Here is a 22910-nt window from a genome sequence, read left to right on the forward strand (position 1 = left end):
GACCGACCAGTGACCACGACGGCCCCGAGCCGCCACCCCGACCCTGCATCCACCTCTCTGCGCCCGGGTCCGCTCGGCCGGCTAGGGGTCTGGGTCACCGCGCACGCGAAGGCCACGACCGCCGTCTGGCTGCTCCTCATCGTCGGCCTCGGCTTCTTCGCCCCTCGCGTCGAGGCCGCACTCTCCGGCGCGGGCTGGCAGGCCGACGGCTCCGAGTCCGTCACGGTCCGCGAGCTCGCCGTCGACCACTTCGGCGGGAACGCCAGCTCCGCGATCCAGGTGGTCGTGCAGAGCTCCGATGGGCCGGTCACCGAGGGCGCCGGAGCTGACGTCCTCGCTGCGGCCACCGATCTGCTCGCGGGCGACGAGCGCATCGGCACCGTGGTCCAGCCACAGCCCGGCGCCACCCTCAGCGCGGACGGCAGCACCGCCGTCCTGCTCGCCGGCGCGGGCGCCGACACCAACGAGATGGTGCGCGTCGCCGACGACCTCAAGGCGCCGCTCGAGGCGCTGTCCACCGGATCGGTCGATGTCAGCCCGACCGGTACCTCGCTGCTGTGGTCGGACTTCAATGAGGCCAACCTCGACGCGATGCTCAAGTCGGAGCTGCTCTCCTGGCCCGTCACCCTCGGCATCCTCGTGCTCGCGTTCGGCGCGCTGGTCGCCGCCGGCCTGCCGCTGCTCCTCACCCTGGCCGGGCTGGTCGCCTCGGCCGGCTCGCTGGTGCTCATCAACGAGATCGTCCCGGTCTCCATCTGGGCGATGAACTTCGCGATGATGTTCGCCCTGGCGCTCGGGATCGACTACGCGCTCTTCCTCGTCGTCCGCTACCGGGCGGCCCGGATGGGCGGCGGCGCATCGCCGGTGCGGGCGGTCGCCGAGACGATGGACACTGCCGGCAAGGCCGTGCTGCTCTCGGGCGCGACGGTGCTCGTCTCGCTGTCGGCGGTGATGCTCGTCCCCTCGCCGTCGTTCCGGTCGATGGCCGGCGGCATCATGCTCGCCGTCGTCTTCGTCCTCGCGGCCACCCTCACCCTGCTGCCCCTGGTCCTGTTCAAGCTCGACCTGAAGATCAACCGGATCGCCCTGCCCTGGGTGCGCGCCGGGGAACACCGGTCCCCGCGGTTCGCCGCGTGGGGCGAGCGCCTGTGGAAGCGCCCCCTCGCCTTTGGCATCGGGGCACTGCTCATCCTGCTCGCGCTGGCCACGCCCATCCTCGGCCTGAAGACGGCGATGCCCTCGATCAAGGTCCTCCCCGAGGACGCCAGCGCCCGGATCGGCTACGACCGGGTCCAGGATGCCTTCGGCGACGGCGCACCCGGCACCCTCCAGGTCGTCGCCGACAGCGACGACGCCGCGGCCGCCACCACCGTGCTCGGCGGCGACCCCGGGATCGCGGGTGTCATGCCGGCGATGCCGGCAGCCGACGGAACCGACCTGGTGATGATCCAGGCCGTGCCCACCATGGATCCCTCGGACCCGGCCCTGTCCAGCCTGGTGGACCGGCTTCGCGTCGACCTGCCCGACTCCGCCTTGATCGGGGGCGCTCCGGTGGAGAACCTGGATCTCAAGGCCCAGCTCGACGAGTCCACCCCGCTGGTCATCGGCGTGGTGCTGGTGCTGGGCTTCCTGCTGCTGCTGGTCGCCCTCCAGGCGCCGCTGATCTCGCTCCTGGGGACGCTGGCCAGCCTGTTGTCCACCGCCGCTGCGTTCGGCATCGCCCGACTGATCTTCCAGGAGGGCTTCGGGGCCGGCTTCTTCGGTTTCGAGAGCCAGGGCTTCCTCGACGCCTGGGCCCCGGTGTTCTTCTTCGCGATGATCTTCGCGATCGCGATGGACTACACGGTGTTCCTGCTCGCCAGCGCCAAGGAGCACTACGAGCGGTCCGGCGACCCGCGCGAGGCGATGATCGGGGCGCTGGCGCACTCCGGTCGCGTCATCTTCGCCGCCGGCGCGGTCATGGTCGCGGTGTTCTTCACCTTCGCCCTGTCCGGTCCGCTGCCGCCCAAGGAGATGGGGATCATCCTCGGCGTCGCCGTCCTGCTCGACGCCTTCCTCGTCCGCCTCGTGCTGCTGCCCGTGATGCTCCGGCTCACCGGCAAGGCCGCCTGGTGGAGCCCGGCCTGGCTCACCCGGGTCCTGCCGAACATCCGCTTCGCCCACGACTGACCACCGGTCCGACGGCCACCCCGATCTCAACCACGAGGAGAACCACCATGTGCCGAGCTACCACCTGCAACACCTGCGGAAAGACGACCTGGGCCGGATGCGGCCAGCACGTCGACCAGGTCATGGCCCGCGTTCCCAGCGCACAGCGTTGCCCGGGCCACCCGCGACCCGAGCGGTCAGGGAGCTGGCTGAGCAGACTGCTCGGCCGCTGATGCCGGCCACCGTGGCAGCAGCCCGATGATCGCCCTGCCGATCGGCATCGGTCTGGTCATCGGCGCGCTCGTCGGGCTGCTCGGCGGGGGTGGCTCCATCCTCGCGGTCCCGGCGCTGGTCTACCTCGCGGGCCAGGACCTCCAGCAGGCGGTCGCCACCTCGCTCCTGGTCGTCGGCATCACCGCGGTCGTCGCGGTGATCCCCCGGCTGCGGCATCGGCAGATCAACTGGCGGATCGGGGCGCTCTTCGGGGCGGCCGGAGCAGCCACCGCGTTCGCCGGCGCTGCGGTCAACCAGATGCTGCCCGACGAGCTGGCCCTCGCCCTGTTCGCCGCCCTGATGGTCGGCGCCGGGGGCCGGATGCTGCAGGAGAAGCCGGCAACCGGCACCGCCTGCGCCGTCGACGGCGGCCGGGTGAACTGGCGCCGCTGCCTGCCGCGCACCCTGGCCGGTGGACTCGCGGTCGGCTTCCTCACCGGCCTGCTCGGCGTGGGGGGCGGCTTCCTCATCATCCCGGTGCTCGTGCTGGCACTGGGCCTGCCGATGCCCACCGCCGTCGGTACGTCGCTGGTCGTCGTGGCCACCAACTCCGCCGCCGGCTTCGCCGCGCACGCCACGGAGGCGACCCTCGACGTACCGGCCACCGTCGCCTTCACCGCGGCGGCGGTCGCGGCCGCCCTCGTGACCGGACGCGTTGGCGCGCGCATCCACACGGACCGGCTGCGCCGCTGGTTTGCCTGGTTGGTACTCACCGTCGCCGGTCTCATCGCAATCCAGCTGACGGTCGACCTGTTCGCCTGACCCTTCCGGACGATCTCCCGCCCCCATCGTCGACCTGCTTCGCCGGGGGCTACGACCCCATCCGAGCGTCGGCGATCCCGCGGTCATTCCCCTGGCCCCGGGGCCGGCCGCGTGGCCCCGCAACACCAGCGGTGAGAAACCCGTCGCGACCGGACTCGACGACGACGCTGGCCTGCCCCTGTCAGGTTGCCGACCACCTCGGGTGCGGCCATGCCAGCACAGCGGCTGGCTCACCGTGACCGCACCTCCCTGGCGGATCTGGTCGAGCACCGCCTCGTCCCGATTCTCGGGGGGCTGTCACCAATGAGCTCGAAATGGCGCCTTCCCCTGGTGAGCGCGACTACTCGCCAGCGGGAGCAGGGTTGTGCGGTCAGCGGAGACGACAAACGACGGCGGTACTTTTCGGTCGCTTCGTACCGGTGGTTCGCAGCCTGGTCAGCATCCCGGCGGGTGTCGAGCGCATGCCGCTGGTGAAGTTCATCCTGTACACCAGCGTCGGCAGTGCCCTCTGGAATGCGCTGTTCGTTCTGTTGGGGTACGGCCTCGGCGCCCGCTGGCAGCAAGTCGGCGCCTACAGCAGCTACATCAACAACACCACCATTGCGCTGATCGTCGTTGCTATCACCATTGGGGTCATCCGGAGAGTCCGCACTCGACGGGCGAGCGGACGAACGGCCCGATGAGCCGCAACAGACGTAGCTGGAGCGCCATCTTCGTCGAGCCCGAGGAGGCGTATCCCATCGCGGCAGAGGGCCCAGTACACACCCCGATGGCCGCGTCCCCTCTATGTGCCCGACGTACCATCGCCGGCCTCGCTGTTCCCACGCTCCCGGCGGCCATGCCCCAGCCGGAAGGACGAACCCACGTGGTGTCGTGGACTGCTCGGGCTGAGAGGAGGGCGGGCTGCCAGGCTGGACATGGGCTTTGATCGGGATCCCGGGCGGCCGATTGCTGTGCTGGCTGATCCTCGTCGTCGCCCGGTGGTTCACCCGTCCGGAGGACCGGCGGCTGCGCGAGCGCCCAAGCTGGAGTGCTCCATCTCCGTCGGCAAGATCCTCCTGGTCAGCCGCGCCGCCTCGCGTCGCCCGGTTTCGCCACCCCGCGCTCGCGCGACGGGCACTCCCGCCGGGTCTCTACTGGAGCACAACCGGAGGATGTTCCGTACGCCCCGACTGCGTGCGGCCAGAGGGCGCGTCGTCCATCGACGCCGTCAGATCCACCAGCCGCTGGTCGAGGCCACCCCTCTCACCCGCGTGCTGCGATACCCGTGCCTACCCAGGCGGCGGGTTGCACTGCTTCGGCAGGCTGCCTCATCCCCAAAGGCCGGGACAACATCCCCGGTGAGCCACAACGGCTGAATCAGGGGTTTTTCATGGGTTGCGGGCTGCGCGTGTTCGTACCCAGGCCTTCGACCTGCGCTTAGGCTCCCCCGACTGGACTCGAACCAGTAACCCTGCGATTAACAGTCGCATGCTCTGCCAATTGAGCTACGGGGGATCAGCGGGCCTGACCCGCTGGCCTGAGAAGACTACCTCAGACGCCGAGGCCCTCTGCGCAGGGCTCACCGGTGACGAAGCGTTGTGCGCCACAGGTAGCGTGATCGCCGTTCACCGCACGTCCACCCTGGAGGACCCCCATGGCCAAGCTGTCGTTCCTCGCCGGATTCGGTGCTGGCTACGTGCTCGGGGCCCGGGCCGGGCACGAGCGCTACGAGCAGATCCGCCGCGGCTGGGAGCAGGCGAAGGACGACCCGCGCCTGCAGAGCCTGGCGGGCATGGCGCAGGCCCGCGCCGACGACGCCGTCTCCGCGCTCAAGGCGCGCATGGGCGGCGAGCCCCCGCGCTGATCCTCAGATCGGCTGCTCGGCGGCCAGCGCCTCGCTGAGCTTCTGCCGCGCCGCCTCGCGCGCCTCTGGGTCGTGCCGGTCGGCGTCCTCGTCGAAGACGACGGTCCACTCCCGCTCGGCCTGGCCGGGCACCCGCCGGGCGACCAGCAGCACCCCGCCCCGACCGGGCAGCGGCACGCGGCGGCTGGTCAGCACGGTCTGGTCCACCCGCTTGCGCACCACGACCGGCAGGTCCCCGGCGTCGCTCAGCACGTGGCGGACGGCGGGCTCACGAGCCTGCACGCCGGGCTCCACCTCGGTCAGCGCGATGACCGTGAAGCTGCCGCCGCCGTCGTTCGTGCCCGCCCACCTCGCCGACCCGACCAGGTGCCAGGGCAGCAGGGCACCGGTCCCACCCACCGTGCGCAGTCCCTTCGAGGTGGCGACCAGCCAGCCGCCGTCACGGACGATCGGCCCCCAGGCCAGCACCCGCTCCTCCGGGTCCGCGAGGGCCGCCCGCACCGGCTCGGGCGGCCCGGCGAACCGCCGGCGCAGCGACTCCAGCAGGCTCATCCCAGCCCGCCGATCGCGCGCTTGCGGAGCGAGATCGCCAGCTGCTCCAGATCCATGAGCTGCTTGAACGCCTTCATGTACTCGTCTGCGGCCTCGACCGGGTTCATCCGCTGGAGCTTGCCCTTCAGCGCGGTGATCTCGCGGACGGTGGCCATCTCCTGCAACCGCGCCACCACGGCGGCGACGTATCCGGCGTCGGCGTTCCCCACCGAGCGCAGCGGCTCGACAGCGAGCGCGGTCAGCATCGCCCGGGCGCTCTCCCGCTCGCAGTGCTCGGCCACCTCGTCCAGCCAGGCCGGGCCCGTGACGGTCGCCGCCGCGGCTCCGCCGGCACCTGCCACGGCCGCAGCGACGGCGGCGTAGTCGGCGTCGGTGTAGGCGGTCGGCGGAACGGCGTCGAACTCCGGGCCCGCGTACTCCGGGACCTGCAGTGCCGCCTTGACCGCCTCCCGCTCCACGGCGAGGGCGGCGTCGTCCGGCGTCCGCTGGGGGGTGCGCGGGCGTCCCCGGGAGGGCGCCCCTCCCCCGTCGTTGCTCAGCCGGCGCATCCGCTCGAGCACCTCGGACTCGTCGACGTTGCCGATCATCCCGGCCAGCTGGCGGGCGTACGCCGGGCGCAGGGCGTGGTCCTTGATCTGCGCGACCAGCGGCACGGTCTTCTCCAGCGCGGCGACCCGGCCCTCGACGGTGTCCAGGTCGTAGCCGGCCAGCGTCGTCTTCAGCACGAAGGCGATCAGCGGGGTGCGGCGGGCGACGAGGTCGCGGACGGCGGCGTCGCCGTGCTCCTGGCGCAGCTCGCACGGGTCGTTGCCGTTCGGCTCGACGGCGACGAAGGTCTGCCCGACGAAGCGCTGGTCCTCGGCGAAGGTCTTCATCGCCGCCGCCTGACCGGCCGCGTCGCCGTCGAAGGTGTAGACCACCTCGCCGCGGAACTCGTCCTGGTCCATGAGCAGCCGGCGCAGCACGCCGATGTGCTCGACGCCGAACGCCGTGCCGCAGGAGGCGACCGCCGTGGTGACGCCGGCCAGGTGGCAGGCCATCACGTCGGTGTAGCCCTCGACGACGACGGCCTGGTGCCGCTTGGCGATGTCGCGCTTGGCCCGGTCGATGCCGTAGAGCACCGAGCTCTTCTTGTAGAGCGGCGTCTCCGGGGTGTTCAGGTACTTCGGGCCCGGGTCGTCGTCCATCAGCTTGCGCGCACCGAAGCCGATCACGTCGCCGGTGATGTCGCGGATCGGCCACAGCAGCCGGCGGTGGAAGCGGTCGATCAGCGTGCCGCGGGAGGACTCCTTGGCCAGGCCGCCGGTGACCAGCTCCGCCTGGGTGAACCCCTTGGCGCGCAGGTGGCGGGTGAGCGCGTCCCAGCCGGCGGGCGCGTAGCCGCAGCCGAAGTCCAGGGCCGCCTGCCGGTCGAAGGCGCGGTCGGCCAGGAACTGCCGGGCCGGCGCCGCCTCGGGGGTGGTCAGCTGCTCGGTGTAGAAGGCGGCGGCCGCGGCGTTGGCCGCGACCAGCCGGGCGCGCTGGCCCACCGAGGCGCGGTCCGGGCCCGCCGTCGGGCGGCCGCCGTCGTCCTCGTACTTGAGCTCGATGTTCGCCCGGTTGGCCAGCAGCTCGACGGCTTCGGAGAACGACAGGTGGTCGATCTGCTGGACGAAGGAGATGACGTCGCCGCCTACCCCACAACCGAAACAATGGAAGAGGTTCCTCGTCGGCGTCACCTGGAACGACGGCGACTTCTCGTCATGGAACGGGCACAGCCCCTTGAGGCTGCCGCCGCCCGCGCGCTTCAGCTGCAGGTGCTCGCCGACGATCTCGTCGATCTTGCTGCGCTCGCGGACCAGCGCGATGTCGGCGGCCCGGATGCGCCCTCGCCCGGCCATCAGTCGCCACCTCCCCCGCCGCCGTCGCCGTCGCCGAACACGGCCGCGGTGCCGTCGGCCGAGCCACGCAGCGTCGACTCGAGCCAGAGGAGGAACACCTGGTGGTGCAGCGGCAGGTCCGGCTCCGCGGTCAGCGTCGCGCGCGGCGCCCAGCCACCGGTGCTGCCGGTCTCGGCGATGACCCGTTCGCCGATGAGGTACCGGTGGGTGCTCGTCCAGTGCGACGCCGTCTGCACCTGGACCGGGGTGCCCTCGAGCTCCGCCGTCCAGGTGCCCTTCCACATCGAGACCCGGGACGCCCGCAGCCGGGCGGCGTGCTCCGGCTCCCCGGGCAGCCGCGCGGTGAGCTCCTTCGACGACTGCTCCAGCAGCCAGGTCTGCGCCCCGATGGTGGCGGTTCCCGGCTGCTTGCTGCGCTTGCCGTGCAGCGTGGCCACGACCGCGCCGTCGCGCACGACCGGCACGTCGTGCTTGTCGACGCCGAGCGAGCCGGCCTTGCCCAGTTCGAGCACTGTGTCCTTCCTCAGCCGATGCCGGGTGCCCCGGCGACGCTCTCACCGGTCACGCGGTAGAGCAGGTAGGCAGCAGTCTCCCGCAGGATGTAGCGGAACTGGGTGTCGCGGGTCTGCACGGCCGGACCCTGGCGCGTCGGCGAGCTCTCGGCCTCCATGCCGGCGTCCTCCGCCATGCGCACCGCCCGCATCGCGTGCCACGGGTCGGTCACCACGACCGCGCGCGACCAGCCGCGCTCGGTGAACGCCGAGCCGACGGCCCGCATGCTCTCCAGCGTGTCCACGCCCTCGGGGACCGCCAGCAGCGCCTCGGCCGGCACGCCCGCCTGCGCCAGGTAGTCGCGACCGGCCTCGGCCTCGGCGAACTGGTCCCCGTCGGCCTTGCCGCCGACGGTCACGATGACCGGCGCGACGCCCGCCTCGTACAGGTCGCGCGCGTGCTCGAGCCGGGCCTCGAAGATCGAGGACGGGACGCCGTTGTACTGCGCGGACCCCAGGACGACGATCGCATCGGACTGCGGGCGCGAGTCCTGCCGGGCGGTCCACCAGATGCCCAGCGCCGTGGAGACGACGAGCAGCACGGCGGCGAGGACGACCGCCCCCACCACCCGCGTCGTCAGCCTCCACAGCAGCATCCGTCATGGGTACCACGCGGAGCCGACGGGACGAGTCCTCCGGGGACGAGGTCGACCGGGCCCGACCACCCAGTCTTGATCCATTCAAGGTCATGCGGCAGGCTGCACACGTGCCGACCAGCCTTGAGTTCGAAGCGATGCTGCGCGCCGCCGCACTCCGCGTGACGCGCCCCCGGCTGGCCGTGCTGGCCGCCGTGCACGCCCACCCGCACGCCGACACCGACTCCCTGATCGACGTCGTCCGCCGCGATTCGGGCGAGGTCTCTCACCAGGCGGTCTACAACGTGCTCGGCTCGCTCACCGCCGCGGGGCTCGTGCGGCGCTTCCAGCCCGAGGGCTCGGTGGCCCGCTACGAGGCGCGCGTCGGCGACAACCACCACCACCTCGTCTGCCGGTCGTGCGGCGCCATCGTCGACGTCGACTGCGCCGTCGGCTCCGCGCCCTGCCTGACGGCCAGCGACGACGCCGGCTACGTCATCGAGGAGGCGGAGGTCATCTACTGGGGCCGCTGCCCGACCTGCTCGCGCACCCACTCATCCCCCGACCCCGACCGATCCGCCGCACAGAGAGGCACCCCGTGAAGGACGAGACCAACAAGGTCCAGACCGAGAGCACCAGCGAGAGCGAGAACCCGGCGATCTCGTCGCCGACGCAGGTGACGAACCGCCGGCCGCAGAGCAACCGCGACTGGTGGCCGAACCAGGTCGACCTCGATGTGCTGAACAAGCCCTCGAAGGACTCCGACCCCCTCGGCGACTTCGACTACCGGGCCGCGGTCTCCGCCCTCGACGTCGAGGCCGTCAAGCGCGACATCGTCCAGGTCATGCGCACCTCGCAGGACTGGTGGCCGGCGGACTGGGGCCACTACGGCCCGCTCTTCATCCGCATGTCGTGGCACGCGGCCGGCACCTACCGGATCGCCGACGGCCGTGGCGGCGGCGGCCAGGGCGCCCAGCGCTTCGCCCCGCTGAACAGCTGGCCGGACAACGCCAACCTGGACAAGGCCCGCCGCCTGCTCCTGCCGGTCAAGCAGAAGTACGGCCGCGCGCTCTCCTGGGCCGACCTGCTCGTGCTCGCCGGCAACGTCGCGCACGACGACATGGGCCTGCCGACCTTCGGCTTCGCCTTCGGCCGCGAGGACACCTGGCAGCCCGAGGAGGTCTTCTGGGGCCCCGAGGACACCTGGCTGGGCGACGAGCGCTACGCCGACCAGGCCGACCTGAACCTCGACGAGGGTCACCTCGCCGCCGTCACCATGGGTCTGATCTACGTCAACCCCGAGGGCCCGAAGGGCAACGGCGACCCGCTCGCCTCCGCCCACGACATCCGCGTCACGTTCAGCCGCATGGGCATGAACGACGAGGAGACCGTCGCCCTCATCGCCGGTGGCCACACCTTCGGCAAGACCCACGGCGCCGGCAACCCCGAGCTGGTCGGCCCGGAGCCCGAGGGCTGCCCGGTCCACGGCAACGGCCTGGGCTGGATCAACCAGAACGGCACCGGCAAGGGCGCCGACACCATCACCAGCGGCCTCGAGGGCGCCTGGACCCCCACGCCCACCACCTGGGACAACAGCTACTTCGACACGCTGTTCAGCCTGGAGTGGGAGCTGGTCCTCAGCCCCGCCGGCGCCAAGCAGTGGCAGCCGAAGAACCCCGAGGCCCAGGAGCTCGTCCCCGACGCGCACATCGAGGGCAAGAAGAACCCCCCGATGATGTCGACCGCCGACATGGCCCTGGCCGTGGACCCCGGCTTCCGCGAGATCTCGGAGCGCTTCCACAACGACCCCGAGTACTTCGCCGACGCCTACGCCCGCGCCTGGTTCAAGCTGCTGCACCGCGACATGGGCCCGAAGACCCGCTACATCGGCCCGGACGTCCCGGCCGAGGACCTCATCTGGCAGGACCCGCTCCCCGCCGTCGACCACGAGCTCGTGGGCGAGGCGGAGATCGCCGACCTGAAGCAGCGGCTGCTCTCCTCCGGGCTGACCGTCTCCCAGCTGGTGCACACCGCCTGGTCCGCCGCCGCGTCCTACCGCGGCACGGACAAGCGCGGTGGCGCCAACGGTGCGCGGATCCGCCTCGAGCCGCAGATCAACTGGGCGGCCAACGAGGGCGTCCGCGACGTGCTGCCGGTGCTGGAGCGCGTGAAGGCCGAGTTCGAGCAGACCGGCAAGAAGGTCTCGCTGGCCGACCTGATCGTCCTCGGCGGCACCGCGGCGGTCGAGAAGGCCGCGGCCGACGCCGGCGTGCAGGTCACCGTGCCGTTCCACGCGGGCCGGACGGATGCTTCGCAGGAGCAGACCGACGTCGACAACTTCAAGTGGCTCGAGACGCGCGCCGACGGCTTCCGCAACTGGATCGCCCCGGGCAGCAAGCTGGAGCCGGAGACCCTCCTGGTCGACAAGGCGTACATGCTCGAGCTCACCCCGAAGGAGATGACCGTCCTCGTCGGCGGTCTGCGGGTGCTCGGCGCCAACACCGGCGGCGCGAAGCACGGCGTCTTCACCGACCGCGTCGGGGTCCTGTCGCAGGACTTCTTCCGCACCCTGCTCGACCTGGGCGTCTCGTGGCGCACCTCGGCCGACAGCGAGGGCGTCTACGAGGGTCTCGACGCCGACGGCAACGTCGTCCGCACGGCCACCGCCGTCGACCTGGTGTTCAACTCCAACTCGATCCTGCGCGGCCTCGTCGAGGTCTACTCGTTCGAGGACACCAAGGAGAAGTTCGTCCAGGACTTCGCCGCCGCGTGGGTCAAGGTCATGGAGCTCGACCGGTACGACCTGCACAACTGATCGCGCACCGGGGCCGGCCAGCAGCCGGCCGGCTCCGGTGGACGAGCACCGCCCGACCGGGGCGCCGACGGAGCATCCGTCGGCGCCCCGCGCGCGTTCCGGGCACTTCCGGTAGGCAGTTGGTCAGTCGATCCCAGGAGGTTGGTCCCGTGATGGTGCGCAGTGCGGTCCGGTGGGCGGCGACCCACGGTGCGATGCGGTTGGCCATCGGCGCCCAGGCGCGACGGGGCAACCCCGACGCCGAGGTGCTGCGCGATCCGGCCGTGCGGGAGGACCCGTACCAGCACTACGAGCGCCTGCGCACCGATGCCCCGTTCGCCGGCGGCGCGTTCGCCCGGGTCAGCGTCCACCACGACGTCTGCACCGAGGTCCTGCGCAGCGACGACTTCGGGGTGATCGGCGGCGATCGCACCCAGGGGCTCCCCCCGGTGCTCCGGACGGCGTTGCGCCTGGCCGGGCCCCGGCCGAGCATCGGTCCGATCGACCCGCCCTCGATGCTCGCCGTCGACCCGCCGGAGCACGCCCGCTACCGCCGGCTGGTCAGCCGCGCCTTCAGCGCCCGCGCCGTCACCCACTTCCGCGAGCGCACCGAGCAGATCGCCGAGGAGCTGCTCGACGACCTCGAGCGCGACGCCGGAGGCGGGCAGCCGGTGGACCTGGTCGCCCGCTACGCCAGCCTGCTCCCGGTCACGGTCATCTCGGAGATGCTCGGGGTCCCGGTGTCGATGCGCGAGCAGTTCCTGGCATGGGGCGACGGCGCCAGCCCCAGCCTCGACATGGGCCTGACGTGGTCGACTCACCGCAGCGTCGAGCGGAACCTCGCCGAGCTCGACTCGTGGTTCACCGGACACCTCCGCCGGCTGCGCGACGAACCGGGCGACGACCTGCTCTCCCAGCTCGTCGTCGCGGCCGACGACGACGGGAGCGGCCTCAGCGAGCAGGAGCTCGTCGCCACCGCCGCCCTGGTCTTCGGCGCCGGCTTCGAGACGACCGTCAACCTGATCGGCAACGGCACCGCGCTGCTGTTCGGCTCCCCCGACCAGCGCCGGTTGCTCGTCGACGACCCGTCGCTGTGGCCCAACGCCGTCGACGAGATGCTGCGGGTGGAGTCACCTGTGCAACGGACCGGACGGCGGGTCAAGCGGGACACCACGGTGCACGGCGTCGACCTCCGCGAGGGCGAGCTGGTGCTGCTCGGGCTCGCGGCGGCCAACCGCGACCCGAAGGTGTTCGAGGACCCGCACACCTTCGACGTCACCCGCGCCAACGCCCGCGACCACGTCGCCTTCTCCAGCGGCATCCACTTCTGCCTCGGCGCCGCGCTCGCGCGCATGGAGGGCGAGGTCGCCCTGCGTGCGCTGTTCCAGCGGTTCCCCGACCTCGGCCCCGCCGGCGCGGGACGGCGGCGCGGCACGATCATCCTGCGCGGCTACGAGTCGCTCCCGGTCACGCTCGGCTCCCCTGCGTCCGCGCCGTCCGGGGAGCGCTCGACGGCCGTCCCCGGCTGATCCCAGGGACGGCCCCGCCTCAGGACCCGGCGAGTGCTGCCCGCCCGGCCTCGAGCCGCGCGACCGGCACCCGGAACGGCGAGCACGAGACGTAGTCCAGACCGACCTCGTGGAAGAAGTGCACCGACTCCGGGTCGCCGCCGTGCTCTCCGCAGACGCCGAGCTTCAGGTCCGGCCGGGCGGCGCGACCGGCCTCGACCCCGATCTGCACCAGCCGGCCGACGCCGTCGCGGTCCAGCGCCTCGAACGGCGAGATCCCGAAGATCCCCTTGTCCAGGTACTGGTGGAAGAACGCCGCCTCCACGTCGTCCCGGGAGAAGCCCCAGGTCATCTGGGTCAGGTCGTTGGTGCCGAAGGAGAAGAAGTCGGCGTGCGCGGCGATCTCGCCGGCGGTGAGGGCGGCCCGCGGCACCTCGATCATCGTGCCGATCAGCGGGGCGACGTCGATGCCGCACTCCTGGCACACCTCGCGGAGCACCCGCTCGGCGCCTTCGCGGATCGCCTCCAGCTCCTGCACGGCACCGACCAGCGGGATCATGATCTCCGGCCGCGGGTCGCCGCCGGCCTGCTTCCGCTCGCACGCGGCCTCGGCGATCGCCCGCACCTGCATGTCGAACAGGCCCGGCACGACGAGGCCGAGGCGCACTCCGCGCAGGCCCAGCATCGGGTTGGACTCGTGCATGCCGCGGACGGCGGCGAGCAGCCGCAGGTTGCCCTCGTCGGGCTCCCCGCGCTCCTCGGCCAGCGCGACCCGCACCGACAGCTCGGTGAGGTCGGGCAGGAACTCGTGCAGCGGCGGGTCGAGCAGCCGGACGGTGACCGGGAGGCCGTCCATCTCCTCGAAGATCTCCAGGAAGTCCTGCTTCTGCAGCGGCTCCAGAGCGTCCAGAGCCGCCTGCCGCTCGTCCTCGCCGTCGGCCAGGATCAGCTTCTCGACCAGCTTCCGGCGGTCGCTGCCGAGGAACATGTGCTCGGTCCGGCACAGCCCGATCCCCTGGGCGCCGAAGCGCCGGGCGCGGGCGGAGTCCTCGGGGGTGTCGGCGTTGGTGCGCACGTCCAGGCGCCGCACGTCGTCGGCGTGGGTGAGGATCCGGTGCACCGACTTCACCAGGTCGTCGGTGTCGTCGGACGCCGGGTCGATCTCGCCCTCGAAGTAGCGCACCACCGCCGAGGGCTCGACCGGCACCTCGCCGAGCCAGACCTTGCCGGTGGAGCCGTCGATGGAGATGACGTCGCCCTCCTCGACCACGGAGCCGTCGGGGGCGGTGAACTTCTTCGCCTTCGTGTCGACCTGCAGCTCCTCGGCGCCGCAGACGCACGTCTTGCCCATGCCGCGGGCGACCACGGCGGCGTGCGACGTCTTCCCGCCCCGGCTGGTCAGCACGCCCTCGGCGGCGATCATCCCGGAGAGGTCGTCGGGGTTGGTCTCCCGGCGGACCAGCACGACCTTCTCCCCGCGGTCGGCCCACTTGACCGCCTCCTCGGAGGAGAAGACGGCGCGGCCGACGGCGGCGCCGGGTGAGGCGTTCATGCCCTGGGTCAGCTGCGTGGCGTCCCCACCCGAGACGAAGCGCGGGAACATCAGCTGGGCGAGCTGGTCACCGCTGACCCGGCGGACGGCCTCGTCCATGTCGATGAGGCCCTCGTCCACCAGCTGCGTGGCGATCCGGAAGGCCGCGCCCGCGGTGCGCTTGCCGACCCGGGTCTGCAGCATCCAGAGCTTGTTGCGCTCGACGGTGAACTCGATGTCGCAGAGGTCGCGGTAGTGCGACTCGAGGCGCGACATGATGCCCATGAGCTCGTCGTAGGCGGGCTCGTCGATCGACTTCAGGTCCACCAGCGGCACCGTGTTGCGGATGCCGGCGACGACGTCCTCGCCCTGGGCGTTCTGCAGGTAGTCGCCGTACACGCCCTGCTCGCCGCTGCCCGGGTCACGGGTGAAGGCGACGCCGGTGCCGGAGTCCATGCCGAGGTTGCCGAACACCATCGAGCAGACGTTCACGGCGGTGCCGGCGTCGCTGGGGATCCGCTCGCGGCGGCGGTAGATGATCGCCCGGTCGGAGTTCCACGAGTCGAAGACGGCGTTGATCGCCAGGTCCATCTGCTCGCGGGGGTCCTGCGGGAAGTCGGTGCCCGTGTGCTCCTTGACGATGGCCTTGAAGCGGCCGACGACGTCCTGGAGGTGGGCGGCGTCCAGGTCGAGGTCGAGCTCGGTGCCCTGCTCGCTCTTCACGGCGTCGAGGGCGTCGTCGAAGTGCTCCCCGTCGATGTCGAGCACCGTCTTGCCGAACATCTGGATGAGCCGGCGGTAGGAGTCCCACGCGAAGCGCTCGCTGCCGGACTGGGCGGCGAGGCCCTGCACCGACTCGTCGTTGAGGCCGACGTTGAGGACCGTCTCCATCATCCCGGGCATGGAGGCCGCGGCGCCGGAGCGCACCGACACCAGCAGCGGGTCCGACGGGTCGCCCAGCGACTTGCCCATGGCCTTCTCCAGGGCCACGAGGTGCTCGGTGACCTGGGCGTCCAGCTCCGGCGGGGTGCCGCCCTGCTCCAGGTAGAAGCGGCAGGCGTCGGTGGTGATGGTGAAGCCGGGCGGCACGGGCAGACCCAGGTTCGTCATCTCGGCGAGGTTGGCCCCCTTGCCGCCGAGCAGGTCCTTCTGGTCCTTGTTGCCCTCGCTGAAGTCATAGACCCACTTGGCCGACGAATCGCCCGACATCCCCGTACCTCCACGCTCGACAACCGGCCCCATGGGGCCCAGATGCTGCCGTACCGGAGGCCCCAGGTCTGCCCGCCCGTTCCCGACCGCGGAACGGTCGCTCCCGGCGGACAGGTGCCAGTGATCTTGGCGCAGAGCAGGGTGCGTGGCTATTCGGCCACGCCCCTTCCGGGTCAGTTCCCGGCGATGCCGCAGATGCGGGGGCCGTCCTCGTTCATGACGCGAAGCTCGGTCGTCGCGCCGTCGTCCGCGCTCACGCTGACGACCTGCACGGCCGCGCCCTCGCTCGCGTCGTCGCGCACCCGGCCGACGTCGCCGTCGACCGCGTCGAGGTAGGAGCCCACGACCTCGTCGGGCTGCAGGCGGTCGCGCTCGTCCTGGCAGAGCATCGCGTACGCGGTCTCGGTGTCGCCGTCGGAGATCGAGGCGACGAACACCTCGGCGGCCTGGGTCGCCTGCTCGGCCGGGGACCCCTTGAGCAGGTAGAGGAAGCCGACCATGGCGGCGGCCAGGAGCGTGATGCCCACGATGCCGGCGACGATCCACGTCTTCCCGCTGCGCGGGGTGCCGGTGTGCAGCGGCGCCGGGTCGTCGTCGTAGAGGAAGGGTCCCTGCGTCATCGGGTCATCCGCCGCTCGTCTCGAGTTCGGCCCCGACCGGGGGCCGGGGGTCGTCCCGGTCGGCGAGCCAGCCTTCCGGCAGGGCCACCGGGCGGGGCGGGCTGGTGCGCCCGCGCGGCGCGCCGAGCACCGCCGTCGGGTACGGCTGGTCCGGGATGCCGGCGAGCAGTCCGGCCAGCTCGTCCAGGCTGCTGACCATGGCCAGCGCCCGGCGGACGTCGCCGCCGACGCTGAAGCCCTTGAGGTACCAGGCCACGTGCTTGCGGAAGTCGCTGCAGCCGTGCGGTTCGCCGTGCTCCTCGGTCAGCAGCTCGGCGTGCCGGTACATGATCGCGGCCACCTCGCGGAAGGTCGGCAGCGTCCGCTCGGTGCGGCCGGCGAACGCCGCCGCGAGGTCGCCGAACAGCCACGGCCGGCCCAGGCAGCCGCGCCCGATGACGACGCCGGCGCACCCGGTCTCGGCGACCATGCGCAGGGCGTCGTCGGCCTCCCAGATGTCGCCGTTGCCGAGGACGGGGATGTCGACGGCCTCCACCAGCCGGGCGATGTGGCTCCAGTCGGCCGTGCCGCTGTAGAGCTGGTCGGCGGTGCGTCCGTGCAGAGTGATTGCGGCGGCGCCCTCGTCCTGGGCGATCCGGCCGGCGTCGAGGTAGGTGACGTGGTCGGCGTCGATGCCGATGCGGGTCTTGATCGTGACCGGGACGTCCCCGGCCGCGCGGACCGCCTCGCGGACGATGTTGCGCAGCAGCACGCGGTGCCACGGCAGCGCGGAGCCGCCGCCCTTGCGGGTCACCTTGGGCACGGGGCAGCCGAAGTTCAGGTCGATGTGCGCCGGGCGGGTGCCGGCGACGCCCTCGTCCACGAGCATCTCGACCGCGCGACCGACCGTCCCCGGGTCCACGCCGTAGAGCTGGACGGAGAAGGCGTCCTTCTCGTCCGTCGTCGCGCGGATCATGCGCAGCGTCTTCGGGTTGCGCTCGACCAGCGCCCGCGTGGTGATCATCTCGCAGACGTACAGGCCGGCTCCGAACTCGCGGCACAGCGTGCGGAACGCCGGGTTGGTGATGCCGGCCATCGGCGCGAGCACGACCCCGGGGTCGACGACGAGCGTGCCCAGCTTGAGGGCAGGCAGGGACGTCACGCTCACAGCACCCAGAGTAGGCGGCGACGCACGTCACCCACCTCGCCCGGTCGAGTGTCGAGTTGCTGTCGTCTCGATGGGCGTGTGACGACGGCAACCCGACACTCGAAGCGGGGCGGAGGGATCAGAACGGGTAGACGCGGGGCTCCACCTGCATGCTGATCCAGCGCAGCTCGGTGAAGGCGTCGATGCCGGCCTGGCCCCCGAACCGGCCGTAGCCGCTGTCCTTCACGCCGCCGAAGGGCATCTGCGCCTCGTCGTGCACCGTGGGCGCGTTGATGTGGCAGATGCCGGACTCGATGCGGCGGGCCACCTGGAAGCCGCGGGCGGCGTCCTTGGTGAACACCGCCGCCGAGAGCCCGTAGGCGCTGTCGTTGGCCTTGGCGATCGCCTCGTCCTGGCTGCTCACGCGGGTGATCGTGACGGCGGGGCCGAAGATCTCCTCGGCGAAGATCTCCATCTCCGGGGTCACGTGGTCGAGCACGACGCCCGGCATGATCGTGCCGTTCGGCTTGCCGGTGGTGAGGACCTTCGCGCCCTTGGTGACGGCGTCGTCCACCAGGCGCTGGATGTGGTCGACGGTGCTCTGACCGATGACCGAGCCGAGGACGACGTCCCCCTCGCGCGGGTCGCCGACGGGCAGCGCCTCCACCCGGGCGACGAGCTTCGCGACGAACTCGTCGGCGATGGACTCGTCGACGATGATCTTGTCGGTCGACATGCAGACGTGGCCCTGGTTCACGAAGCCACCGAAGGTCGCGCCCTGGACGGCGGCGTCGATGTCGGCGTCGTCGAGGACCAGCAGCGGGTTCTTGCCACCGAGCTCGAGGACCGCGGGCACCAGGTGCCGGGCGCAGACCTCGCCGATGATCCGGCCCACCCGCGTGGAGCCGGTGAAGTTCAGCCGGCGGACGGCGGGGTGGGCAACCATGGCCTCGGTGACGTCGGCGGCGTCCTCGGGGGCGACGGTGATGACGTTGACGACGCCCGCGGGGAACCCGGCCTCGCCCAGCACCTCGCCGAGCAGCATGTGCGTGGCCGGCGAGAGCTCCGAGCACTTGAGGACGACGGTGTTGCCGGCGGCGAGCGGGAAGGCGACCGCGCGGGTCGACAGGATCACCGGCGCGTTCCACGGGGCCATGCCGATGACCACGCCGGCGGGCTGGCGGATGCCCATGCTCAGGCTGCCGGGGATGTCGGAGGGGATGACCTGACCGCCCACGGAGGTGGTGAGGCCGGCGGCCTCGCGCAGGATGCCCGCGGCGAGGTGCACGTTGAAGTGGCCCCAGCCGGCGGTGGCGCCGCACTCGGCGGCCATCCGCTCGATGAAGCGGTCGGCGCTCGCCTCGAGCAGGTCGGCGGCCTTGAGCAGCAGCATGCGCCGCGTGCTGGGCGTGGCGGCGGCCCACGACTCGAACGCCGCGGCGGCCGACTCGACGGCCCGCAGCGCGTCCTCGACACCGGCGGCCGGGGAGACCGTCACGACCTCGCCGGAGACGGGGTTGGCGCGGGTGAAGGTGCGTCCGCCGGCGGCGGACGACGGCTCGTTGCCGATGAGCAGGCTGGTCTCGAACACGGGTCACTCCTGGAGCTGGATCGGTACTGGGGTGGTTTCGGGGGCCGGCACGGCAACCGGCGGACGACGGGGGTGAACACCCATCGTCCGCCGGAGCTCGGTGCCGACGCGGTGGAGCGGGTCAGGCGGCCGGAACGGTGCCGGTGTTCATCGCGGCGAGGATCTCGTGCTGGCGCAGGGTCTCCCCCGACAGCTCGGCGCAGACCCGGCCGTGGTGCAGGACGTAGACGCGATCGCAGAGCGTCGCGAGCTCGTCGAGGTCGGTGGAGCACATCAGGACCACTGCCCCGGCCTCGGCGACCGAGCGGACCAGACCGTGCATCTCGGCCTTGGCCCCGATGTCGACGCCGCGGGTGGGGTCGTCGAGGAGCAGGACCGAGGGGTGCGTCTGCAGCCACTTCATCAGCACGACCTTCTGCTGGTTGCCGCCGGACAGCAGCCCCGCGCTCTTCTCCAGGGAGAACGTGCGCAGGTTGACCCGGGAGGCGTGCTCGCCGGCCCGCGCGCGGAGCGTCCGCTTGCGGACCAGCAGGCCGTCGCGGGCGAGGGCGACCGAGCGGACCTGCCCGGCGTTGTCCCAGATCGGCTTGTCCAGCATCAGCCCCAGGCGCCGGCGGTCACCGGTGACCAGCGCGACGCCGCGGGCGATGGCGGCGCGCAGTCCCTTGGGCGCGGGCTCGCCGTCGGGCAGCAGGACCGCGCCGGCGGTGGGCTGGCGCAGGCCGGCGGCCAGCTCGAGGACCGTCTGGTGCCCGGCGCCGGCGACGCCGGCCAGGCCGACGACCTCACCGGGAGCCGCCGTCACGGACACATCGGTCAGCCGGTCCTCCACCGAGACGCCCTCGACGCGGAGGACGCCGCTGCCCGAGGGAGCGGCGATCGCGCCGGTCAGGTCGACCGTGGCCTCGGGCCGCACCTCGGCGAGCTGCGCGTGCCGCTCCCCCAGCATCGACTCGACGATCTTCGGGATCGTGAGCCCGGCCAGCGGTGCGGCGTCGAGCACGGTCCGGCCGTCGCGGAGGACGGTGACCTCGTCGCACAGCGCCATGACCTCTTCGAGGATGTGCGAGACGAAGACGACGGCGACGTTGCGGTCGCGGAGCACGCGGAGGATGTCCAGCAGGACCGCCGCGGTCTTCGAGTCCAGCGCCGACGTCGGCTCGTCGAGGATCAGCACGCGCGGGTCGGTGACCAGCGCCTTGCCGACCTCGAGCAGCTGCCGCTGGGCCAGCGACAGCTCGCCGACCTTGTCGCGCAGCGAGACGCGCAGACCGAGCTGGTCCAGGATCGGCCGGGCCAGCTCGGCCATGCGGGTGCGGTTCACGAACGGGCCCCGTGTGGGCTCCCGCATCGGGAACATGTTGCTCAGGACGTCGAGGTCCGGGAAGAGACTCAACTCCTGGGAGACGACGGCGACGCCGTGCCTGGCGGCGTCGGCCGTGTCGGAGAAGGCGACGTCGGTTCCCTCGAGGCGCAGCACGCCGGCATCGGGGCGCACCGCGCCGGTGATGATCTTCACCAGCGTCGACTTGCCCGCACCGTTCTCACCGAGCAGGGCGTGGACGGAGCCCGGGCGGACCCGGAGCCCTGCGTCGGCCAGTGCGGTGACTCCGCCGTAGGTCTTGCGCACGTGCTGCGCCTCGAGGGCGAACATCAGTTCTCCAGGTCGCTGAGGTAGTCGTCGATGTTGGCGAACTGCTCTTCGGCGACGTCCTTGAACCAGGCCGCGCGCGAGTCCTCGTCCTTCTGCCGGGCGATGATCTCGTCGACGTTGTCGGCGGTCACCAGCAGCTCACCCGGGTTCCACCAGCCGGTGGGGAGCTCCTCGCCCTCCTGGGCGTTCAGGGCGAGCAGACGCAGGCCGATGTAGCCCTTGAGCCAGTGCTCGGGCGAGGAGATGGCGAACAGGTGCCCGTTCTTCAGGCCCTCGAGCGCGGCCGGGTCGAGGTCGCAGGCGCCGGCGAGCCAGGTGGCGTTGGTGCTCTCGTGCAGACGGGCCAGCGAGACGGAGTCCTGCGCGCCGGCACCGAGGTAGGCCACGGCGTCGGGGTGGGCCTTGAGCAGGTTGTTCCAGGCGTTGAAGTTCTCGGTCGGCTCGTTCGCCGTGGCCAGCGGGCCGACGACCTCGAGGTCGGGGCGCTCGGTCTCGAGCAGCTCCTTCATGCCGGCGAGGCGCTCCTCGATGGTCGGCAGACCCGGGATGGCGTTGCCCAGGACGACCTTGCCGCCCTCACCCTCCGGCAGCTGCTTGATGAGCTCCTCGGCCAGGATGCGGCCGACGTTCTCGTTGCTGTTGCCGACGAAGAACTCGACGCCGCTGCCCTCCGGCGGGGCGGTGTCGATCGAGACGATCGGGATGTCGCTGTCGGTGGCCTGCGTGAGCGGGCGGGTGAACAGGTCGGGGGTCAGCGTCTCGAAGAGGATGCCGTCCTTGGAGGTCTGCATCGCCGACTGGAACATCTGCACCTGCTGCGGGCCGTTGATCCCGGCGGGGGCCGACTCGCTGTAGTTGATCCCCTCGCGCTCCCCGGCCGCGGCCTTGGCGCCGAGGGCCATCTCCTGCATCGCGTTGATGGTGGAGGTGGCGTAGACGAACGACAGGTCGACCTCCTCGGCCGAGCCACCCGAACCGGAGTCACCGCCGTCCGAGCCGCAGGCCGCCGTCAGTGCCAGCGTGGACGTGATCGCGAGCGCGGCGACCGCCTTGCGACGCCGCGACGGTGCGGCGTTGGACAGGGAACGCATGGGTCCTTCTCTCTCTGGAGGCGGGTAGGGCGAGGAGCGGCGTCGCCGGGGACCGGCGGGCCGTGGTGCGGGGTGGAGCAGTGCGGGTGGAGCAGTCCGGGCTGTGGCCGGGGTTCAGAGACCGGCCGCGGAGGCGCGCGCCTCGCGCCGGCGCCGCAGGAGGCTGTCGATGCCCACCGCGATGAGGATGACCGCGCCGGTGGCGAACGAGCTCCAGTTCACCGGGATGTCGAAGTAGACGAGCCCGCTGGTGACGACGCTGAGCAGGATCGCGCCGAGCATGGCGCCGACGACCGTCGCGCTGCCGCCGCGCAGGGCGGTTCCGCCGATGACGGCGGCGGCGATGGCGAGCAGTTCGAAGCCGCTGCCGATGTTCGGGTCACCGGAGCCGAAGTAGGCCAGGCCGAGCATGCCGGCGAGGCCGGCGAGGCCGCCCATGAGCATGAGCGCCTGGATCCGCACCTTGGCGACCGAGATGCCGGAGAAGGCGGCGGCGTCGGGGTTGGAGCCGATGGAGCGGACGCGGTACCCGAAGGGCGTGGTGCGCAGGACGAAGGTGAGCACGACGGCCAGTACGACCAGGACGATCACGCTCACCGGGATGCCGAGGACCCGGCCGCCGAAGATCTCGAAGAAGGCGTGGTCCAGCGGCAGTCCGACGACCTGCTGGCCGTTGCTCAGCGCCAGCGAGAGGCCGCGGAACATCGAGAGGGTGGCGAGCGTCGCGACGATCGCGGGGATCTTGAAGACCTGCACGATGACGGCGTTCGCGAGGCCGAGCAGGGCGCCGAGCACGATGCCGGCGAGGACAGCGATCCAGGGGTTCCAGCCGTCGCGCATCAGCATCGCCGAGCAGATCAGGGTGAGCCCGAACATCGCGCCGACCGAGAGGTCGATCTCGCGCATGGCCAGCAGGAAGGCGACACCGGCGGCGAGGACGGCCACGTAGACCGACTGCTGCAGGACGTCGCGCAGCTGACGCGGGTCGAGGAAGTCGGGATGGATGGCGCCGATCACCAGGATCAGCGCGACGGTGGCGACGAGGACGCTCGCGGCCTCCATGCCGAACGCCCGCTTGAGGACGGCGAGGGGGCCGCCGCCGCTGGTGGTGGTGCTCCCCGGAGCGGGATCGACGTCCTTGCTCGGCGCGTCGGTGGTACTGCTCGTCACCTGGGTGCTCCTGACCAATCGCACGGCCG

General features: G+C 71.8%; 18 protein-coding genes and 1 tRNA gene. 7 read left to right on the forward strand and 12 right to left on the reverse strand.

The features are described 5' to 3' along the window. Positions 1-9 precede the first annotated feature (9 nt). The 3 genes from LBW97_RS02600 to LBW97_RS02610 all read left to right on the forward strand — a co-directional run bounded on the left by LBW97_RS02600 (position 10) and on the right by LBW97_RS02610 (position 3866). Complete coding sequence (locus LBW97_RS02600) at positions 10-2169, forward strand: MMPL family transporter (protein ID WP_224497846.1); 2160 nt, start codon at positions 10-12, stop codon at positions 2167-2169. Positions 2170-2406: 237 nt separating this feature from the next. Continuing rightward, entirely contained in the window at positions 2407-3183 is a 777-nt protein-coding gene (locus LBW97_RS02605) for a sulfite exporter TauE/SafE family protein (RefSeq protein ID WP_224497847.1), read from the forward strand. 314 nt (positions 3184-3497) lie between these two features. Beyond that, a complete protein-coding gene (locus LBW97_RS02610) occupies positions 3498-3866 on the forward strand; it encodes a DedA family protein (RefSeq protein ID WP_224497848.1) in 369 nt (122 codons plus the stop codon). A gap of 741 nt (positions 3867-4607) precedes the next feature. On the opposite strand, the gene LBW97_RS02615 is transcribed toward LBW97_RS02610, so the two are convergent. Continuing rightward, positions 4608-4680: transfer RNA gene (locus LBW97_RS02615), tRNA-Asn, on the reverse strand. Positions 4681-4819: 139 nt separating this feature from the next. Here LBW97_RS02615 and LBW97_RS02620 point away from each other — a divergent pair. Then, the gene (locus tag LBW97_RS02620; protein WP_104527797.1) at positions 4820-5029 is read left to right on the forward strand and encodes a hypothetical protein; all 210 of its coding nucleotides are present in this window, start codon (positions 4820-4822) and stop codon (positions 5027-5029) included. A 3-nt stretch (positions 5030-5032) separates the two neighbouring features. On the opposite strand, the gene LBW97_RS02625 is transcribed toward LBW97_RS02620, so the two are convergent. From LBW97_RS02625 to LBW97_RS02640, 4 genes are read right to left on the reverse strand one after another with little or no spacing between them, the layout of a single operon-like run. Then, positions 5033-5581 carry a hypothetical protein gene (locus LBW97_RS02625; RefSeq protein WP_224497849.1) on the reverse strand — a complete coding sequence of 183 codons (549 nt, stop codon included), beginning with the start codon at positions 5579-5581 and terminating at the stop codon, positions 5033-5035. Next, positions 5578-7461 carry a DNA primase gene (gene dnaG, locus LBW97_RS02630; RefSeq protein WP_224497850.1) on the reverse strand — a complete coding sequence of 628 codons (1884 nt, stop codon included), beginning with the start codon at positions 7459-7461 and terminating at the stop codon, positions 5578-5580. Before dnaG ends, LBW97_RS02625 begins: the two co-directional genes overlap by 4 nt. Further along, positions 7461-7973: a hypothetical protein gene (locus tag LBW97_RS02635; protein WP_224497851.1), complete on the reverse strand. Its 513-nt coding sequence runs from the start codon at positions 7971-7973 to the stop codon at positions 7461-7463. The genes dnaG and LBW97_RS02635 overlap by 1 nt, the downstream gene beginning before the upstream one ends. A gap of 11 nt (positions 7974-7984) precedes the next feature. Further along, positions 7985-8608, reverse strand: coding sequence for a YdcF family protein (locus LBW97_RS02640; protein ID WP_224497852.1), 624 nt, complete (start codon positions 8606-8608; stop codon positions 7985-7987). Between the two features lie 110 nt (positions 8609-8718). Here LBW97_RS02640 and LBW97_RS02645 point away from each other — a divergent pair, with 110 nt between their 5' ends. From LBW97_RS02645 to LBW97_RS02655, 3 genes are all read left to right on the forward strand, one after another. Further along, on the forward strand, positions 8719-9189 hold the full coding sequence (locus LBW97_RS02645) for a Fur family transcriptional regulator (RefSeq protein WP_224497853.1): 471 nt from the start codon (positions 8719-8721) through the stop codon (positions 9187-9189). Continuing rightward, complete coding sequence (gene katG / locus LBW97_RS02650) at positions 9186-11402, forward strand: catalase/peroxidase HPI (RefSeq protein WP_224497854.1); 2217 nt, start codon at positions 9186-9188, stop codon at positions 11400-11402. Before LBW97_RS02645 ends, katG begins: the two co-directional genes overlap by 4 nt. 152 nt (positions 11403-11554) lie before the next feature. After that, a complete protein-coding gene (locus LBW97_RS02655; RefSeq protein ID WP_224498234.1) occupies positions 11555-12910 on the forward strand; it encodes a cytochrome P450 in 1356 nt (451 codons plus the stop codon). 19 nt (positions 12911-12929) lie between these two features. On the opposite strand, the gene ppdK is transcribed toward LBW97_RS02655, so the two are convergent. The 7 genes from ppdK to LBW97_RS02690 form a co-directional block, all read right to left on the reverse strand. Continuing rightward, positions 12930-15629 carry a pyruvate, phosphate dikinase gene (ppdK, locus tag LBW97_RS02660; protein ID WP_224497855.1) on the reverse strand — a complete coding sequence of 900 codons (2700 nt, stop codon included), beginning with the start codon at positions 15627-15629 and terminating at the stop codon, positions 12930-12932. Between the two features lie 173 nt (positions 15630-15802). Then, positions 15803-16249, reverse strand: a complete 447-nt coding sequence (locus LBW97_RS02665; RefSeq protein ID WP_224497856.1) for a hypothetical protein — start codon at positions 16247-16249, stop codon at positions 15803-15805. 4 nt (positions 16250-16253) lie between these two features. Next, the gene (dusB, locus tag LBW97_RS02670; protein ID WP_224497857.1) at positions 16254-17396 is read right to left on the reverse strand and encodes a tRNA dihydrouridine synthase DusB; all 1143 of its coding nucleotides are present in this window, start codon (positions 17394-17396) and stop codon (positions 16254-16256) included. Between the two features lie 118 nt (positions 17397-17514). Beyond that, positions 17515-18966, reverse strand: coding sequence for an aldehyde dehydrogenase (locus LBW97_RS02675; protein ID WP_224497858.1), 1452 nt, complete (start codon positions 18964-18966; stop codon positions 17515-17517). Positions 18967-19087: 121 nt separating this feature from the next. After that, positions 19088-20620, reverse strand: coding sequence for a sugar ABC transporter ATP-binding protein (locus LBW97_RS02680; RefSeq protein WP_224497859.1), 1533 nt, complete (start codon positions 20618-20620; stop codon positions 19088-19090). After that, the gene (locus LBW97_RS02685; RefSeq protein ID WP_224497860.1) at positions 20620-21711 is read right to left on the reverse strand and encodes a sugar ABC transporter substrate-binding protein; all 1092 of its coding nucleotides are present in this window, start codon (positions 21709-21711) and stop codon (positions 20620-20622) included. The genes LBW97_RS02680 and LBW97_RS02685 overlap by 1 nt, the downstream gene beginning before the upstream one ends. A 114-nt stretch (positions 21712-21825) precedes the next feature. Beyond that, a complete protein-coding gene (locus LBW97_RS02690) occupies positions 21826-22881 on the reverse strand; it encodes an ABC transporter permease (RefSeq protein WP_224497861.1) in 1056 nt (351 codons plus the stop codon). Between the last annotated feature and the right edge of the window lie 29 nt (positions 22882-22910).

The organism is Blastococcus sp. LR1, assembly GCF_020166105.1.
In the GTDB taxonomy this organism is placed as follows: Bacteria; Actinomycetota; Actinomycetes; order Mycobacteriales; family Geodermatophilaceae; genus Blastococcus.